Consider the following 15,910-nt stretch of genomic DNA (forward strand, 5'->3'; position numbering starts at 1 on the left):
TTATATTTCATATGATTTAAAAATTTTAAATACTTGCTAAGCTCTAATTTTTTACTTGATAAACAAAGAATTTAATTTATTCAGTTACATTAAAAATAGGAAAGAATATGTCTCAACATGACTTTAATTTATCAGAACATTTTAAATTGGGTATTTTTGCCTCTAATTGTTCAGGTGGACTGACTGCTTCTACGCTGGAAGATGGTTGGGATGCCAGTTGGGCCAAAAATCTGGAACTGGCACAAATGGCGGATGAAGCCGGGATCGATTTTCTTTTATCCGCTGCACGATTTATCGGTCACGGCGGCGAAAAGGACTTTCATGGTACCGTGCTGGAAACTGTGACCTGGACATCAGCTTTATTAGCCAAAACCAATAATATTCATGTATTTGCTACATTACATACTGTACTAAATCATCCCGTCGTAGTTGCTAAGCAAATTGCAACCATGGCCCAAATCAGCGGGAATCGGGTTGGATTAAACATTGTGGCTGGTTGGAATAAGCCAGAATACGATGCAATGGGATTGAAGTTACCCGATGATCATGCAACCCGATATGAGTATGCCGATGAGTGGTGTGAACTGGTTAAAAAAATCTGGCACAGTTCTGAGCCATTTAACTGGGATGGAAAATTCTTTCAAACCAAAGGAACCTATGGCAAGCCGAATCTGATACCAGCCCCACCGTTATTTAATGCAGCGGGTTCGAAAGAGGGCCGAGAATTTGCAGTTAAAAATTCAGATTTTTTGTTCACCCCCGCATCCGATCTTGAACGTTCCGTGATAGAAATTAAACAGCTTCAGAAAGAAGCCGAAGCACTTGATAGAAATATTAAAGTATTAACTTTTTCACATGTGATTTGTCGTCCTACTGAAGAAGAAGCGCAAGCGGAATGGGATCGACAATTGAATAATGCCGATGAAGCTGCGGTACAACATTTAATTGATACTTTATTCGCCTTTTGTAAATCGTTTCCACCTGACTTATTTGAAGGCCTGCGCCAACGAATCGTAGTGGGCCACGGCGGTTACCCGCTGGTAGGGACACCAGAACAGGTTGCGGACGGATTAATTTCTTTACAACAAACAGGTTTCTCTGGCAGTACCTTATCATTTTTAAACTATACGCAAGAATTCCCATATTTTAGGGATCAGGTTATGCCAATTTTAAAAGAAAAAGGACTGCTTCGAGCAGCTTGCTGATTTCTTGAGAGGCTAGATAGTCTTTGTAGGTAAAGACTATTCAAACGTTAAATACTACTCTTTATTTAATTTATTTCTATATCAAAAAACAAGCAGTTGAATGATTTTTGAGCTTGTTTTTTGATTTTTTGTGGTATAAAAATATCTCAATTATTCAACTTGAGAATAAAAAATGTCTGAACAAAAATATCATTGGTACTTGATTGGTTATACTTTTAATGATGCAAGCCATAACGGTAATACCAGAAGTTTCAACATTCAGCTGCCCTTAGAGTCATTTCTGCCGCCTGTATCCAAAACAAAGCTGAATGAACTGAATGCAATTGGAGCCGAATGGATCAAGAAAAGTGATCCTTCAACCCAACCTGTGAACTTGTTTGCCATGTCAATTTGTTATCTGGGGGAGATGACTCAAACTCAGTTTAATGCTTAAAGCCTTAGAAATGTCTGATGTGTTTTTTAAATATTCATTTTAAACACCCTCTTAATATGAATTTAAACACCCTCTTAATATGAATGTGTTTGAAAAAATAGCAGTCTTTTATAGCTACCCAAATAGTTATGGTTGGTCAAAAGCAGTAGGAAGTAAACAAATAGTTATAAATTTAAGTCGAAAGTTTTCACTTTTTTACTGCCTGAATAATTTTTATAAATAGAGAGTTTCAACTAGGGGTTGAAAAAGTGGATTTAATTTCATATTTAAAAACTACTTGTATAGAAAAAGCCCTCGACAGAGGGCTTTTTGTTTAATATTGATTGAGGATATAAAAACGATAGATTTTTAACTTTGAATTATTAACGAATATATCCATTTTTTAATAATTTTGAGAAAGCTAAATTGTATAGATGTATGAGCGGATTAACGATATATTGTCCATACGATTTCCACAATGGCGTGCCTAAGAGATTAAGTAAAAATGCGATGGTAAATGCGCCAAGCATATCCAGAGGAAAATGTACGCCTAAGTAAATTCTAGACCATGCAACTAACCAAGCCAGGCCTAAAAATATTAAACCGACAGGTCTTTTTGAAAATAACAGTGAAAAAGCAATCGTACTAAAAAACAGCATATGACTACTCGGAAATGATCCACTTGGCGCATGGTCGATCAGTGTTCTTCCCACTTCCATGACAAAAGGGCGTGGAGAGTAGAAATAGCCAGAAATTATTTTGCCAATAACAAAGGCCAATAGGGTAAAAAAAGTTGCTTTTATAATTTGTTTTTTTACATTGAGGCCGCCTTTAAACCAGCAGATAAGAAAAAATAGAACCACGATATAAAACAAGTCATTTGCTATGAATATAGCCGTTTTAATCGTCCAGTCAGAAGCCACTTCCGGGGCATTTAATGAATGAAATAAACTTAAATTTAAACGCTCTAAAGACATACAATTCACCTAAACAAAACTGGAAAAGTATATCAATTCCGGGGGCTCACTTCGGAAGAGGATTGCTGTGTCTTTGTTAAAAACCGAAATTAGCATGAACGGGCATAGCACTATTTTGTTCAGTGTAGTTTCGCCCTGACTCTGAGGGTATTGAACCTACTATAAATTAGAATGATGCCAAGGTTTAACCAGTGGCATCATTGATAGGATTTAGCTTTTGACCGATCAAGGTTGGGTTAAAGTCGTCAGGATAGTTTCGACCTGATTGCGAGAGAGGTTCAGTGTTGATAACGAATAGTATCTATCTTTATAATTGAAGTGAACGTTGTAGATATCGGCGTTATTATCTGTCTTTAGTGTTTCTATCGTCATTGGAACATTGTTGATGTTATAGTTCAGACTTTCTTTGTACACCTCAACAATCGAACTATTATTAGGATTCAGGTACATTTCAGTAATTTCCAACTTCTGTTCTCCTTGACCCTCATACAGGCGATACAAAGAGTTGTATTTACCTTCATTAATTGCCCCAGAATACCATTTACCAGTCAGATCCATACCGGGTAACAAATTATCGGTATTGGTCGGTACAAAGTCTAAAGCTTTCTCTTGCTTTAACGCTGCTCTTTTCTTATCGAGATGAGAAAATTCATGCGTAATTTTACCGCCGCTGAAACTGCCATAACGATTTAAGTTATCAAACTCTTTAGCAAGGGCTTCTTTCTGACTTTTTGGTAAATTTGATTCAGCAAGGGTGATATACAAAACACCATCTGGGTATCTCTGACGTAAAGATTTCAAATCCCGCTCGAAAGATAAAATGGAAGAACGTGTCGAAGGAAGTGCTTGAGTGTTAACTACCGTCTCTCGCTCATGATTTAAGCTTTTCATTTCTGTCGAAGCAGTATTTTCCGAAGGTATGGCGTCTTGTTTACCATTCCCTAATCTTTGGGTTTCTACAACGCTTTGAGACTGGATAAATAGCACAATAGATACAAGAGCCACAATGATGAATGCAAGGATCAGAAAAGTTTTTTGTTTATTCATAATATCTTATAAAATTTGACCAATTTTGCCGTTACAGTCTTTTGCTGATGTATATTGTGAAACAGCGCGACCACTGTCTAGTGTTTCATAATGCGTTCCAGAAACATTCCAGAATCTGTTATCTGTTGTTGGGTCTACAAAACCCGCTCTTACTCGATAGCCGTCCGGATTGCTTGAGTGATCGGTACGGATATTCCCGTTAGTTGCTTTTTGATCCGTCTTGGCATACATATTTTTATGTTTACCTGTTAAAGCATCATAAGAAATGGATTCGTTGTACCAGCCATAACCAATTTTTGGAACATAGAATTTACAGTTGCCTCGACTAAATGTTTCGGCAGGAACGGTAGCGGAAAATACACAGGGCGTTGCTACAATTAAGCAGGTTAAAAGAAGTAGGTTTTTTAAAACCATTTATTTTACCTATAATTTATGACTTGATAGAAGGCTTATACTGAATATTGTTTTTCAATTCATCTTATATATTTTTATAAAATGTAAATAAATAAAGGTTTAGAAAATTTTATTAGATCTATTATTTTGTTAATATATTGAAAAATATAATAAAACACATTTTTTTGCTAATCGTGTTTTATTATATCTAACCGCTGAATATTTTTAATTTTTATGTGAATAGTAGAGTAATTGCTTTAAATAATGACTGAATCATGCAGAGAAGGGAAAGCCAGCATAAATAGCGGAGTACCAGTGAAACAGATACATCACGATAAAATAAACAGGAAAAAACCATAACAACTTTTTCCGTTTACTGGTCCAGTATTTATAGCCGTATATCGCGCCCAAAAGTGGGGAAAGCAACAACACGGTAAAATATACATAATGAAAGACACTCACACCATGATCAAGCGGGTAAAACCGCTTGGTCAGTTGAAAGTAAGTCATTTCAGCACATGCTGACAGTATAAATGCGATAACTATGCCTAAGATTGCAAATAAAAATCTCATGATCTCGCCTTAAAACGTTAGGTAGGGAATGGACTTCGAAAAAATGAACTTAACCGCCCAAGTTCAAATTTTCGAATATCTTAAAAACGAAAAGAATCAAAGTTTAATTTAAAAGTTTGCTGAGTAAGATATTCTTTTCTCTATCAAATCGGGGGATTTCTGCGATATCTCGAGGTAAATAATTTATCTTGCAGTCTTCCATCAATTCATCGGGGATTTCATCCCATTGCGCAAAAGGCTTAGAAGAGATTTTTTCGAAAATGCTGGCTGTAACTTCCTGATTAATTTTATATTCTGTGTTGACCAGACTTTTGGCTTTTCCAATGCTTAAGCCATCCTGAAATCTTTCAACAACTTTTTCGGCCTCAGTGCCCAAAGCGCTACAATATCCTGCCCATTCATCTTCAAGTAAAGTGGGCGTTTTATTGATAAATTCAGCGATTTCTTTTCCTTGCGCATTATAAAAATGAAGTATCTCTCCTTCAAGGCTATAACTTCGTGTTTGCTCAATGACTTTCTGAAATTCCTCAGCAACGCTATAGCTTGCTATCGCTTTGACTTTATGAAAGTTAATAGAATTAAAATGTACTTTTCTGCCATCTCGTATCATTGAAGCAGTGTAATGGTAGGGGTGGGCATAACCCATAATACTTTCCGATCCGATATCAACGCCAATTGTTGGCGCAGGTGCCTGATTTGTATCTACCATTAAAGATCCTAATTTTTTTAATTGAAATTGATGATTACATAATGAATAGGCTGAATCAGAACACAGTTCATAATTTTCTTCCTCTGTCAGTTCTGCTGCTGTGAGAGGTTGATAGGCTTGCAATAGTTCTGTATCTTTTGTTGAACAGCCCAATAGGGTAGTGAAACATAATAATGGAATGAAAAGTTTGGTCATTAGAATCAAGTGGTACAAATATTTTAAAGGCGCAAATCATAGGACCCTTCTTTACCCTCTAAATGAGAAATATTTTCATTTTTTGTAATGAGAAATAGAGTTCAATCGTAAATATTGTTCATTTTCGTAATTCATATAACTTAAAGTTATCATTTTATTGATAAACCAATACTTTAAAATTAACTTCTTCTTTCTGATTATAGACTCCAAAAATATTACTTAATCGCTGTCCAGACTCTATTGGATACGCATGAGGTCTTATAAATAAGTATGCGATGGCTGCTAAAGCCTAGGTTAAGTCATTGTATTTTACCCTCACTGATTAATTAATAATCATTCTTAACTGATACATTCTGCTTCGACTTTTTCTCTTTCCTGCATGGATTTTGTGTAAATGCTATCTGTCCGAAATTTTACCATTTGTTAAAAAATCTAAATATAGTAAAGGAGGGTTAACGGGAACCCTTTTAAATAACTCAAGGAAAAGAAATGAAAATATTAAAAATAGTCGGCGGAAATCTACTCGCCTTCGCAGTTATTGCGGGAACACAGACAGTACATGCAGAATTTAAGCGGTTTTCTGTATCAGCGGGTTGGTTGCATGTTATGCCTCAAGGTAAGGCAAATCCCTTTAATATCAATACTGCAGTTGCGAATGGAACGAGGGCTAAAGTAGGCGCCATTTCTACAACGGCTTTTATGAAATCCATAGATCCAAATGCTACACTGGCAACTGGGGAAAATGCCAAGGAAATTCTGGATATGGTGTTCAGTCATCCTGTCGATCAGGACGGTAACCCACAACAATCGATAGGTCAGATATTAGGCCTTGTTGATGAAAATGATATGGTTTCGCCTGATATCACTGGTACTGCCACGATAAACGGATTAGAACGATGGGAGGCACAAGGAACTGGGCTGGAGGCTGAAGATGTAGATACTTTGGGACTCATGTTTAATTATTATATTAATGACAATGTGTCTTTACAATTAATTGGCGGCATACCACCCAAAGTCGATATTAAGGGGAAAGGTGAAATTAGTGCGCCGTTATCCGGTTTTGCAAATCCGGAAGGTTTGGCCGCTGGCGTGATTGGAGATAAGTTAGATTTATTACAGGATATTCCAATTACTAATCTTGGCAATAAGTCTAAAGCTGCTTCAGTACGTGCCTGGACGCCTGCATTAGAAGCTCAGTATCAATTCGGCAAATCAGGTGTAAATAAATTACGGCCATATATTGGTGCTGGAATCATGTATTCACGCTTCACTGATATAAAGCTAAATCATCAAATTCACGGTGATTTAATCGCTGCGGGGCATATGATTCAGAATGTTCTGGATGGTCAAGCCGGTGCGGCTCTAGATGGGAAAATTTCTAGTGCAAATCCTTATGTTAAAGTAAAAACAACCGATGCGATTGCACCTATAGTTAGCTTGGGAGCGACCTATGATTTCAATTCAAACTGGTATGCAGTTGGTTCAGTGTCCTACGCCAAGTTAAACAATAAGGCGAATATTGATGTAATCGATAAAAATACTGGGAAAAAATTGATTCACGCCTCAACTAAAGTTGATATTGATCCCTTGATTACATTTTTAGGTGTGGGATATCGTTTTTAGTTAGCCCATAAATAAGAAGGCTTGGATTGACCTATTAGTGTTTCAAGTCTAGTAATAGATCTAAGTCCGATGTTTTGTTAGAGACAAATTAGTAATAAAAAACCATAATTTAAAAGTTATGGTTTTTTAGGTTATAGCCATGATTTAGGATTTAAGCAATTTTTATAAAATACATAGTTTCATCTGCTTGAATGGACTGTTGTGCGAAAGTAATAAAAGTTCTCTGTTACAGCTATGAGCTGGCAATAATAAATACATAACTAGATTTTTTGTTAAAATTATATAAAATTTATATACTCCAATAATTTATTTAAGCATTTTCATGTTATGTATAGAATATTAATACTTCTTCTTAGCTCTGTAATTGCAAATTTAGTGTACAGTGCTGAAGTTTTTTTTGACAAAAAACCTTCTGTCCTGATACTTAAAGACAAAGAATTCCAAAATCCTAAAAACAGTAGTGAGGTCGTTGATTTTTTCGATTTATCGAAACAACAAAAATTATACCGCACCAATCAGCTCTTTAAACAGGCCGAAAAAGATAAAGATGTGATATTTCAAACGTCTAATCTAAGTGATTATGATAAAGCCCAGTATTCTAGGGAAAATAAATTCTCAAACTTCAAAGGCTCTTCTCCCCACATTGAGCCAACACCAAATCGACAGGTAATTTCAGAAGAAGAATATCAGCAACAAATGGAGCAGTATAGAAAAACGCATTACGTTGAAAGAGGTTTTATATTTTAATCATTGATCAATCAGCACCCATCTCCATATATTTTTCAAAATTAAAGATGCTCTATTCAAATTGGTTTTAAGGTCTGTACCCACTTCGGTGGGTTTTTTAATAGCTAGAACTCGTAGATCATCAAAATTCTCATATACGGTTGATGCTGAGTTTCAATCTTGCTAAATAACTTTACCAAGCTGTACTAGCGGGCAAGAATTCATTCTGGACATACTGAAAGAAAATATCTGGTGATCGGAAAATTACCACAATATTAAGATCAAGATGAATTAGAGCGTCTAGCAGTAGAACAGGAGACTTCACCGCTATAGAGGTAACGGTTTATGGCCAATCATGATAAAAAAATTCTGTTTAATATTCTGACCCAGCATCAGGCCTATTTATATCGTGCCGCTTCACGCTCAGTGAATGAGCTGCTTGGCATGTTTAATGATGAAACGATGGATATGCTGAGCAGATTAAATGGTCTACTCGATGAATTAAATGCTGTTGAAAAGATTGCTCTTGCGGGTGGTCAGTACACCACCGCAAATCTACGTGCGATCCAGGAACTGATTCAGCAATGGTTTAATTCAATTGATATTGCTATATCTGAAAGGTTTACAGTATCAGCCATTTCATTTGCCAGCTATGAAGCCAACTATATGGCCAAACTTTTCGGTCACGCCAAAAAGGCCGATAAAGGCAAACAGCTTTATATAGAAGCAAAACATATACCTTTGGCAGGCGGTGCGCTGGTAGATGAACTTTTATCTAAAATTGCTGAAACTGCGCGTCAGAGAGTGGAATATGCAGTTCGGGATGGCATGAATACCGGCATAAGCAATCACCAGATTATTAAACGGCTTCGTGGAACCAAACGGTTGAAATATGAAGACGGGCTTTTAAATAGTAGCAAAACGGATATTGAACGTACGGTAAGAACCATACGTAGTCATGTCTCCAATCAGGCTTATTTAAACAGTTTTAAAGAACTGGATATTCAATATATCCGCTTCATCAGTGTACTGGATGGGCGAACTTCAAAACTGTGTGCCGCCTTGGATGGTTCAGTCTGGAAAATTAATGATCCAACAAAACGTATCCCGCCATTACATCCGAATTGTCGGAGTACGTTGGTGCCGGTTGATAAAGATGGGCAACTTATAGGGCAACGTCCTTATGTAATGGATGAGCGTAAACTGAAGGATATTCCTAAACATGAACGCGAGCAGTTGACTGGCCAGTTAGATGCAAATATCACGTTCAAGGAGTTTTTTAAGGGTATCCGGAATTTCTGGTTGATAAAATGCCAAAGATGTAAAGAAGAAAATCTTTCTCAGCGGATTATCTGATTGATCCTCTTCAGCCTACTCTACTGCCAATTTTCTGTTTCCACCTTCGCCTGAGTCTTCATAGCGATGCTGACTAGGGAGGACAGCGAGAGCTGGGCAAGCGTCAAAGCGGTTCTGGTTCATGCGCAATCCGGACACCTGCACAACATTCCTCTTGTAAGAAACCGATCAAATTCTCTAGGTGCCCATACTCGGATATACAGACAATCGTGCGGCTATGTTTCTCCTGCCGGATCAGCCCTACCTTGGCCATGCGCGCAAGGTGATGTGATAGCGTCGAAGCAGGAATACCCAGCCCCTTCTGGATATCTCCGACCGAAGCCCCATCATGGCCAGCTTTGACCAGAAAGCGGAACACGGACAGTCGGTGACTATTCCCTAGCTCAGCTAAGCTGGCTGCAACCTTTTCGTGATCCATAGCACGCCCCAATAATTCGATGTTTCTAGAATTATAGTTGACAGGTCGGATAAACGCAAGTAGGCTGCGTACATCATTTCGACAATACTAGAAATATAGGAGTAATATTGAATGTCATCTCAACTCCAAGACGCTCTAGGCATGTTCGCCTTTCTCGCTATCGAGCTATCGGTTTTATTCATTGGCATTAGCTTGCTGGTCGGAGTTCTTCAACGTCACATCCCACCATCCAAGGTGGAAGCGTTACTGACTTCCAGTGGGAAGCGAGGCTATTTTCTTGCTGCTGGTTTAGGAGCTATAACGCCCTTCTGTAGTTGCTCGACTATCCCCATGTTGAAAGGGTTGATTCGGGCACGGGCCGGTTTTGGGCCGATGATGGTGTTTCTTTTCACATCTCCGTTGCTGAATCCTATCGTCGTCGGCCTGCTGGTTGCCACGTTTGGATGGACACTTACTGCTATCTATGTGCTCGCCGCTTTGGTGGTCGCGGTAGGTGCCGGATGGCTGCTTCACACGCTTGGCTTCGAGCGTTATGTGCGCCGGACGGCGACACAAGAGAGCAGTGGATGTAGTTCATCAGCAAGCCCGTGCAGTGCTACATCGACCGCATCGAGTTGCGGCACCAACAGCTGCGACACCACTCCGAAGACGGCTTCTTGCGGGGCTGATAGGAAGACAACAGTCTCTACGTCTAGCGAATGCTGTGACAGTCAACCCACTGTCACGGTTAAGAAAGAAGGGAAGTACAGTGGTGTGTGGCGGGAAGCTTGGTCGGACTTTATCGATGTGTTGCCTTACCTGCTCATCGGTATTGCGATTGGCAGCGTGATCTATGGTTTCATGCCCACTGACTTATTGGAGCAGTATGCAGGCCCAGATAATCCCTTTGCCATTCCAGTTGCCGCTGTCATCGGCGTGCCGTTGTATATTCGCGCTGAAGCCGTCATACCTCTGGCAGCGGCTCTGATGGCCAAAGGCGTGGGTGCCGGGACGGTGCTAGCGTTTATCATCGGCAGTGCCGGAGCCAGCCTGACTGAGCTCATTCTGTTGCGCTCTTTGTTCACGCTGAAGCTTTTAGCGGCGTTTTTAGCAGTCATTTTTGCTATGGCGATGATTGCCGGTTACGCCACCTACCTGTTTTTCTGATCAAGGCGGGAGATGATTAATTCGTTAAGCCTTCCTGGGTACCAGTTGGTGGATTCTGATGAGCAGAATGAAGACATACATTTTCGGCTTGAAGCACCTACACCAGTAGCCTGCGAGGGGTGCGGCGTGCAGGGTGAGTTCGTGCGGTTCGGCAAGCGTGACGTTCCCTATCGTGATCTGCCCATCCACGGCAAGCGGGTCACTCTCTGGGTGGTCCGCCGCCGATACACCTGCCGGGCCTGCAAGACAACATTCAGGCCCCAGCTACCGGAGATGGTGGACGGATTCCGTATGACACTGCGGCTGCATGAGTACGTGGAGAAGGAATCCTTCAACCACCCCTACACCTTTGTGGCGGCACAGACCGGCCTGGACGAGAAGACGGTGCGCGACATCTTCAACGCCCGCGCCGAGTTCCTGGGGCGCTGGCACCGCTTCGAGACGCCCCGCATCCTGGGCATTGACGAGCTATACCTGAACAAGCGCTACCGCTGCATTCTGACCAACATTGAGGAGCGAACCCTGCTCGACCTGCTGGCCACCCGCCGCCAGGACGTGGTGACCAACTACCTGATGAAGCTGAAAGACCGGCAGAAGGTCGAGATCGTCAGCATGGACATGTGGAACCCCTACCGGGCAGCGGTCAAGGCTGTGCTGCCCCAGGCCCGTATCGTGGTCGATAAGTTCCATGTGGTGCGCATGGCCAACGATGCCCTAGAGAGAGTGCGCAAGGGCCTCAGAAAGGAGCTGAAACCGTCCCAGAGCCGGACTCTCAAGGGAGACCGGAAAATCCTGCTGAAACGCGCTCACGAAGTCTCAGACCGGGAGCGCCTCATCATGGAGACCTGGACAGGCGCGTTCCCGCAACTGCTGGCCGCCTACGAGCACAAGGAGCGCTTCTACGGCATCTGGGACGCCACCACACGGCTCCAGGCAGAAGCCGCCCTGGACGAGTGGATAGCCACCATCCCGAAGGGCCAAAAGGAAGTCTGGAGCGATCTGGTCAGGGCAGTGGGAAACTGGCGCGAAGAGACCATGACCTACTTCGAGACGGACATGCCCGTCACCAACGCTTACACGGAGTCCATCAACCGACTGGCCAAGGACAAGAACCGTGAAGGGCGCGGTTACTCCTTCGAGGTGATGCGGGCACGAATGCTCTACACCACGAAGCACAAGAAGAAGGCACCGACTGCGAAGGTCTCTCCTTTCTACAAGAAAACCATCGGTTACGGACTGCCGGACTTCGCAGAGGAACTCAACTACGGAGTCGATCTATCAACCATCTGATAATGGTATCAGGTTGGTGGGGTAAAGGTGCCCCATCAACCATTAAATCCGTATACCCTTTTTTAACAAAACAGATAACTTCTTTCAAAAAGAATGGCTTGGCCCGAAACGTTATAAGCTCTACAAAGAGGGTAAGTTTGATTTCGATAAATTCTTTGATCCTGAAGGCGAGCTGTATAGCTTGGAGCAATTAAGACTTCTGGATGAACAGACCTTTAAAGTGTCGGGAATCTAAAGCAAATTGAGGTGTTTAAAATGTCAAAAGTATCAGTCGTGGAATGTAAGAAACGCAAGCAAGCGTTGGAAAAGGCGCTCACTGTTCAGATTGCAGAATTGGTCAATCAGTTTGAAATTGAGACCGGAGTAAATATTCAAGATATTTACCTGAATTTTACCGATGTATCTGAGATCGACCGTCCGGATAAATATGTTTTTACCAGTGTTACGGTCAGAACGCAGGAATCTGACTAAGCTGATTAATCAGATTTACTACTTTGATCAACTGAGAAAATTGTTACAATGCTGTTTGTTGGCTTATTTTTATGAGTTTGAATCTAACTTGGGCTTAAAAAATAAAGCAGCTAATGCACATACACTAAGTACCAGTCCCAATTGTTGCACCAGACCTGCAAGGCCAAGCATGCAACCCAACAGTAAATAATAAGTCAGTCCAAATAAGGCGCCTGCTTTACCAGCATGTTCTCGATAATGTCGTAGTGCCTGACTCAAAATATTTGGGATAGCAATGCCATAGGCAACAACAATGCCTGCAACAGGGATTAAAATCCATGCTGTTGTCTGTAAAGCCCAGGCAATAAGGCTAGCGAGCAACGCCAGCTTACAGGCCTGAACAACCAGTTTTTCTGGTCTAATCTGGGAGGCGAGCAGTTTTGCATTAATGAAACTACCCATCAGAGCAGAGATTGCCAGTAATAATCCCGTCCATCCAAATGTCTCAGAACTCCAGCCAAGATTGTTAAACAGGAATGGCGCCAGGCTGTAGTAGCTGAAAATCATTGTATTAAGTAGAGCAACCAACATGGCATTTCGCCATAGTGAGGAATCATAAAACATTCTTGTCGCTAATGTTCCTATCCGAATATGGGGTGAATGAACAGGACGGGTTTCAGGGAGCAAAGTAGCGCTGAGAATCAGCAAAAGCAGGGCGAGTAAGGATAAGGCGATAAATACCCCCATATGCCCCCAATGACTCACCAGCCATCCTCCACTAACCAGACCAAACACAGGACTGAGGGCCAGTGCTGCACCCATCAGTGAAAATACACGGGCTAATTTTACCGATTCATAACTATCCCGAAGCATGGTTTGAACGACCACAGATCCTGCTGCCGCGCCAACGGCGGAAATCATACGGACAATTAATAAAATCCTGAATTCTGTTGTTATGACTGCGAACAGGGTTCCGGCCGCATAGCAGAACAGCCCTAACAACATGGCAGGGCGTCTACCAATTTTATCGCTGGCCCAGCCCCATACTGCGACACCTATTGCAAAAGCGATGAAATAAACAGAAAGGGTCTGCGCCGCTTGTTCATGACTGACAGCAAATGAACTGGAAATGTGCGGCAGTGCAGGACTGTATATAGTTTCAACAAGTTGCGGGAACATAATCAGCAGGGTTAATAACCATAATGGGGGACGTGCTGAAACTTTCATGCCATGTCTTATCTCTAAAAGTATTGAATGGGCATTATTGTTGAAACCGAGATGTCTGATTACAATAATAAGGACTAGATATATTTATTATTGGACAAGTTGTGAAAATTGCAGCCGATGCTCTTTTTGATCCGGATATTTTTTCTGATCCCGTCATTGGGATTGCCTCTGAGATGGGGATACATGATTCCGGTCGGCATAGTCACCGTCGTCATCAGTTACTTTTTTCGGCGGCCGGCAGTATCACCATAGAATTAGATCAAACGCTGTGTTTGCTTCCACCACGCCGTGCAGCCTGGATTCCTGCCGGCACAACGCATCGCGCAATCATGCGTGGGGTGATGGCGTATCGCTCATTGTATTTTTCACCGACAGAGATCTTCGCTCAATTGCCATTGCAGATCGTTGAGGTCAATCCTTTATTTTTTGAAGTTATCGAAAGGATGGCATTTTGGCCCTGGGGCATGAAGGCAGAACAACAAACCAGTCTAATGACGGTTTTTACTGAAGAAATACAGGCGGCAAAAACTGAAAACTGGCAATTACGTTATCCTTTAGATGGGCGACTTGACTTATGGCTGGACAGTGTTCGTATGGGCGAGTTACCGCCACGGTTGAGCCAAGTCGCGCAAAGGGTCGGTGCATGTGAACGTACGATTAGTCGAATATTTATCCGGGACACAGGAATGAATTACCAAAGCTGGAGACAGCAGTGGCGATTATTGAAAGCCATGGAGATGCTCTCGGAAGGGCTACCAATAAGTCAGATTGCCCAGCAGCTGGATTTTGTCAGTGATAGTGCATTTATCGTTTTTTTTCGGCAGCATACCGGGACAACTCCAAGCCGATACCTGAATAAAATCTATTGAGAGAAAACGAGCAAAATAATCAAGACTGGAACAGGTTTTATCGCGAGAATTTTCACAATAGCGTGTAGTTTCTATTTTGTGCGTTCTGCGCAGGAGAAAAGTAGTCATTGTTAAGTACAGTTTATATATCAGGATTGCTCATATAAAAAATGAAATATCAATAGTTTAATGTCAAATCTTGTTGGTTGAAGTGGTATAATATTTTTCCACAAAGGAGCCTTAAATGCCCATCATCACCCTACAAGATATTGATTCAGGAGAGATGATCAAAATTAGGCAAGTTGTCGATCCTAAAGTTGGGATGGACATAAATTGTCAAGTTAAAATTATCCCAGTCTATAAATGGTTGTATCTGGAAAACGGGGACCTACTACCAGATAAGCTGCAAGACAAGTTGAAAAAACCCATAGTTAACCAGATGATAGATGAGCGCTATCTCATCTATAAGATAGACAATCAACCCTAGACCGCTGCAAGGCGGTTTTTTTATTGTCTAAAGAAAAGAGCTGAGCATTAAAGAATTTATAGAAAGTCCTAGACCTCAAAACTAATATGAATATACGATTTTTTGTGATGTATCACTTAACCATCAATAAAATTGATAGTTCCTAACTTTTTCTTTCATCCGTATGTCCTTATCCTAATCAAAACTAAGCATAAAATTATTGATGATCTCAATTAATTTTACAGAATTAAAAGAAAGGTACATTACTTCAGAAATGTGCCTTTTTTGTTTTTTACGCGCTTAGTGTTTTGGTCTTTTATTTTTGTATGCGACGTAGAGATGACTTCAACCTATGTGTTGAATATCAAAACTTAGCTAAATGTTGGTAACTTAAAATGAATAAAATGCATGTCACTTTTTCCGTCATTATTGGTTTAATTGTTGGTGGTATTCTTGGCGCTATTGGCTACTCTAAAACTGCTGCGCGTTATGATGTAATGACTACTGCATGTGTAATGGTTAATCAGGCAGTGGAACATCAAATTTTAACTACTGAACAGGTGAAACAGTTAGGTGAATTGACTGGTCAGAGCTTAAAGAAAGATTATGCATCGGTTGCATCGAAATTTAAATTCTCTGAAAAGAATTTAGCGAATGCATCAGAAGGTTCAAACTGTAGTCAGTTTGTAGTTGGTGTGAATTCAGCGAAGTAAGAAATGAAAAGCCCACGAGATGTGGGCTTTTTATCTTAATGATTTATTGATGGTCATTAATAATTCGTCGCATTGACTCAGTTTTTTCCTTCTGATTAGGACGTTTATACTCTTTGGAGATTTTTACTGCTTTGCA

18 protein-coding genes and 1 pseudogene are annotated in these 15,910 nt (G+C 40.9%); 12 read left to right on the plus strand and 7 right to left on the minus strand.

The annotated features are described in order from the left end of the window. The first annotated feature begins 107 nt into the window (after nucleotides 1-107). Nucleotides 108-1,205: an LLM class flavin-dependent oxidoreductase gene (locus tag MSG93_RS04950; RefSeq protein WP_324620826.1), complete on the plus strand. Its 1,098-nt coding sequence runs from the start codon at nucleotides 108-110 to the stop codon at nucleotides 1,203-1,205. 172 nt (nucleotides 1,206-1,377) lie between these two features. Beyond that, a complete protein-coding gene (locus MSG93_RS04955; RefSeq protein WP_005230671.1) occupies nucleotides 1,378-1,638 on the plus strand; it encodes a hypothetical protein in 261 nt (86 codons plus the stop codon). Nucleotides 1,639-2,000: 362 nt separating this feature from the next. Here the strand turns inward: MSG93_RS04955 and MSG93_RS04960 are convergent, their stop codons facing one another. The 5 genes from MSG93_RS04960 to MSG93_RS04980 form a co-directional block, all read right to left on the minus strand. Then, nucleotides 2,001-2,594 carry an undecaprenyl-diphosphatase gene (locus MSG93_RS04960; RefSeq protein ID WP_324620827.1) on the minus strand — a complete coding sequence of 198 codons (594 nt, stop codon included), beginning with the start codon at nucleotides 2,592-2,594 and terminating at the stop codon, nucleotides 2,001-2,003. Nucleotides 2,595-2,819: 225 nt separating this feature from the next. Beyond that, nucleotides 2,820-3,641: a hypothetical protein gene (locus tag MSG93_RS04965; RefSeq protein ID WP_005230662.1), complete on the minus strand. Its 822-nt coding sequence runs from the start codon at nucleotides 3,639-3,641 to the stop codon at nucleotides 2,820-2,822. A 6-nt stretch (nucleotides 3,642-3,647) separates the two neighbouring features. Further along, nucleotides 3,648-4,055, minus strand: a complete 408-nt coding sequence (locus tag MSG93_RS04970; RefSeq protein WP_005230660.1) for a hypothetical protein — start codon at nucleotides 4,053-4,055, stop codon at nucleotides 3,648-3,650. A gap of 252 nt (nucleotides 4,056-4,307) precedes the next feature. Continuing rightward, the gene (locus MSG93_RS04975) at nucleotides 4,308-4,544 is read right to left on the minus strand and encodes a hypothetical protein (RefSeq protein WP_324620828.1); all 237 of its coding nucleotides are present in this window, start codon (nucleotides 4,542-4,544) and stop codon (nucleotides 4,308-4,310) included. A gap of 166 nt (nucleotides 4,545-4,710) precedes the next feature. After that, the gene (locus MSG93_RS04980; RefSeq protein WP_324620829.1) at nucleotides 4,711-5,511 is read right to left on the minus strand and encodes a hypothetical protein; all 801 of its coding nucleotides are present in this window, start codon (nucleotides 5,509-5,511) and stop codon (nucleotides 4,711-4,713) included. A gap of 489 nt (nucleotides 5,512-6,000) precedes the next feature. On the opposite strand from MSG93_RS04980, the gene MSG93_RS04985 reads away from it, so the two are divergent. The 3 genes from MSG93_RS04985 (at nucleotide 6,001) to MSG93_RS04995 (ending at nucleotide 9,216) form a co-directional block, all read left to right on the plus strand. Next, nucleotides 6,001-7,134, plus strand: coding sequence for an OmpW/AlkL family protein (locus MSG93_RS04985; RefSeq protein WP_262764401.1), 1,134 nt, complete (start codon nucleotides 6,001-6,003; stop codon nucleotides 7,132-7,134). Nucleotides 7,135-7,461: 327 nt separating this feature from the next. Further along, the gene (locus tag MSG93_RS04990) at nucleotides 7,462-7,881 is read left to right on the plus strand and encodes a hypothetical protein (protein WP_324620830.1); all 420 of its coding nucleotides are present in this window, start codon (nucleotides 7,462-7,464) and stop codon (nucleotides 7,879-7,881) included. 324 nt (nucleotides 7,882-8,205) lie between these two features. Beyond that, complete coding sequence (locus MSG93_RS04995) at nucleotides 8,206-9,216, plus strand: minor capsid protein (RefSeq protein WP_324620831.1); 1,011 nt, start codon at nucleotides 8,206-8,208, stop codon at nucleotides 9,214-9,216. A gap of 103 nt (nucleotides 9,217-9,319) precedes the next feature. Here MSG93_RS04995 and MSG93_RS05000 read toward each other — a convergent pair whose 3' ends face one another. Further along, on the minus strand, nucleotides 9,320-9,634 hold the full coding sequence (locus tag MSG93_RS05000) for an ArsR/SmtB family transcription factor (RefSeq protein WP_008294929.1): 315 nt from the start codon (nucleotides 9,632-9,634) through the stop codon (nucleotides 9,320-9,322). 111 nt (nucleotides 9,635-9,745) lie between these two features. Between MSG93_RS05000 and MSG93_RS05005 the strand changes: the two genes are divergently transcribed. From MSG93_RS05005 to MSG93_RS05020, 4 genes and pseudogenes are all read left to right on the plus strand, one after another. Further along, nucleotides 9,746-10,780, plus strand: a complete 1,035-nt coding sequence (locus MSG93_RS05005; RefSeq protein WP_086264315.1) for a permease — start codon at nucleotides 9,746-9,748, stop codon at nucleotides 10,778-10,780. Between the two features lie 12 nt (nucleotides 10,781-10,792). Then, nucleotides 10,793-12,070, plus strand: a complete 1,278-nt coding sequence (locus MSG93_RS05010; RefSeq protein ID WP_000610830.1) for an ISL3 family transposase — start codon at nucleotides 10,793-10,795, stop codon at nucleotides 12,068-12,070. Nucleotides 12,071-12,128: 58 nt separating this feature from the next. Then, nucleotides 12,129-12,305 (plus strand): annotated as a pseudogene (locus tag MSG93_RS05015) (phage head morphogenesis protein); the annotation flags it as partial. 20 nt (nucleotides 12,306-12,325) lie between these two features. After that, complete coding sequence (locus tag MSG93_RS05020) at nucleotides 12,326-12,541, plus strand: hypothetical protein (protein ID WP_005230645.1); 216 nt, start codon at nucleotides 12,326-12,328, stop codon at nucleotides 12,539-12,541. Nucleotides 12,542-12,610: 69 nt separating this feature from the next. Here the strand turns inward: MSG93_RS05020 and MSG93_RS05025 are convergent, their stop codons facing one another. Beyond that, complete coding sequence (locus MSG93_RS05025; protein ID WP_324620832.1) at nucleotides 12,611-13,747, minus strand: multidrug effflux MFS transporter; 1,137 nt, start codon at nucleotides 13,745-13,747, stop codon at nucleotides 12,611-12,613. Between the two features lie 101 nt (nucleotides 13,748-13,848). Here MSG93_RS05025 and MSG93_RS05030 point away from each other — a divergent pair, with 101 nt between their 5' ends. From MSG93_RS05030 to MSG93_RS05040, 3 genes are all read left to right on the plus strand, one after another. Next, nucleotides 13,849-14,616: a helix-turn-helix transcriptional regulator gene (locus MSG93_RS05030; RefSeq protein ID WP_324620833.1), complete on the plus strand. Its 768-nt coding sequence runs from the start codon at nucleotides 13,849-13,851 to the stop codon at nucleotides 14,614-14,616. Nucleotides 14,617-14,839: 223 nt separating this feature from the next. Then, nucleotides 14,840-15,082: a hypothetical protein gene (locus MSG93_RS05035; protein WP_005230642.1), complete on the plus strand. Its 243-nt coding sequence runs from the start codon at nucleotides 14,840-14,842 to the stop codon at nucleotides 15,080-15,082. 374 nt (nucleotides 15,083-15,456) lie between these two features. Further along, complete coding sequence (locus tag MSG93_RS05040; RefSeq protein WP_005230641.1) at nucleotides 15,457-15,774, plus strand: hypothetical protein; 318 nt, start codon at nucleotides 15,457-15,459, stop codon at nucleotides 15,772-15,774. Nucleotides 15,775-15,910 lie beyond the last annotated feature (136 nt).

The organism is Acinetobacter sp. IK40 (assembly GCF_035615075.1).
Lineage (GTDB): Bacteria > Pseudomonadota > Gammaproteobacteria > Pseudomonadales > Moraxellaceae > Acinetobacter > Acinetobacter courvalinii.

What these genes read in the sequence shown, in the direction of transcription:
- MSG93_RS04975 (WP_324620828.1), bottom strand. Translation starts at nt 4,544, where the DNA reads ATGACTTACTTTCAACTGACCAAGCGGTTTTACCCGCTTGATCATGGT.
- MSG93_RS05020 (WP_005230645.1), top strand. Translation starts at nt 12,326, where the DNA reads ATGTCAAAAGTATCAGTCGTGGAATGTAAGAAACGCAAGCAAGCGTTG.
- MSG93_RS05035 (WP_005230642.1), top strand. Translation starts at nt 14,840, where the DNA reads ATGCCCATCATCACCCTACAAGATATTGATTCAGGAGAGATGATCAAA.
- MSG93_RS05010 (WP_000610830.1), top strand. Translation starts at nt 10,793, where the DNA reads ATGATTAATTCGTTAAGCCTTCCTGGGTACCAGTTGGTGGATTCTGAT.
- MSG93_RS05040 (WP_005230641.1), top strand. Translation starts at nt 15,457, where the DNA reads ATGAATAAAATGCATGTCACTTTTTCCGTCATTATTGGTTTAATTGTT.
- MSG93_RS04985 (WP_262764401.1), top strand. Translation starts at nt 6,001, where the DNA reads ATGAAAATATTAAAAATAGTCGGCGGAAATCTACTCGCCTTCGCAGTT.
- MSG93_RS04980 (WP_324620829.1), bottom strand. Translation starts at nt 5,511, where the DNA reads ATGACCAAACTTTTCATTCCATTATTATGTTTCACTACCCTATTGGGC.
- MSG93_RS04950 (WP_324620826.1), top strand. Translation starts at nt 108, where the DNA reads ATGTCTCAACATGACTTTAATTTATCAGAACATTTTAAATTGGGTATT.
- MSG93_RS04995 (WP_324620831.1), top strand. Translation starts at nt 8,206, where the DNA reads ATGGCCAATCATGATAAAAAAATTCTGTTTAATATTCTGACCCAGCAT.
- MSG93_RS04955 (WP_005230671.1), top strand. Translation starts at nt 1,378, where the DNA reads ATGTCTGAACAAAAATATCATTGGTACTTGATTGGTTATACTTTTAAT.
- MSG93_RS05025 (WP_324620832.1), bottom strand. Translation starts at nt 13,747, where the DNA reads ATGAAAGTTTCAGCACGTCCCCCATTATGGTTATTAACCCTGCTGATT.
- MSG93_RS04960 (WP_324620827.1), bottom strand. Translation starts at nt 2,594, where the DNA reads ATGTCTTTAGAGCGTTTAAATTTAAGTTTATTTCATTCATTAAATGCC.
- MSG93_RS04990 (WP_324620830.1), top strand. Translation starts at nt 7,462, where the DNA reads ATGTATAGAATATTAATACTTCTTCTTAGCTCTGTAATTGCAAATTTA.
- MSG93_RS04970 (WP_005230660.1), bottom strand. Translation starts at nt 4,055, where the DNA reads ATGGTTTTAAAAAACCTACTTCTTTTAACCTGCTTAATTGTAGCAACG.
- MSG93_RS05005 (WP_086264315.1), top strand. Translation starts at nt 9,746, where the DNA reads ATGTCATCTCAACTCCAAGACGCTCTAGGCATGTTCGCCTTTCTCGCT.
- MSG93_RS05000 (WP_008294929.1), bottom strand. Translation starts at nt 9,634, where the DNA reads ATGGATCACGAAAAGGTTGCAGCCAGCTTAGCTGAGCTAGGGAATAGT.
- MSG93_RS04965 (WP_005230662.1), bottom strand. Translation starts at nt 3,641, where the DNA reads ATGAATAAACAAAAAACTTTTCTGATCCTTGCATTCATCATTGTGGCT.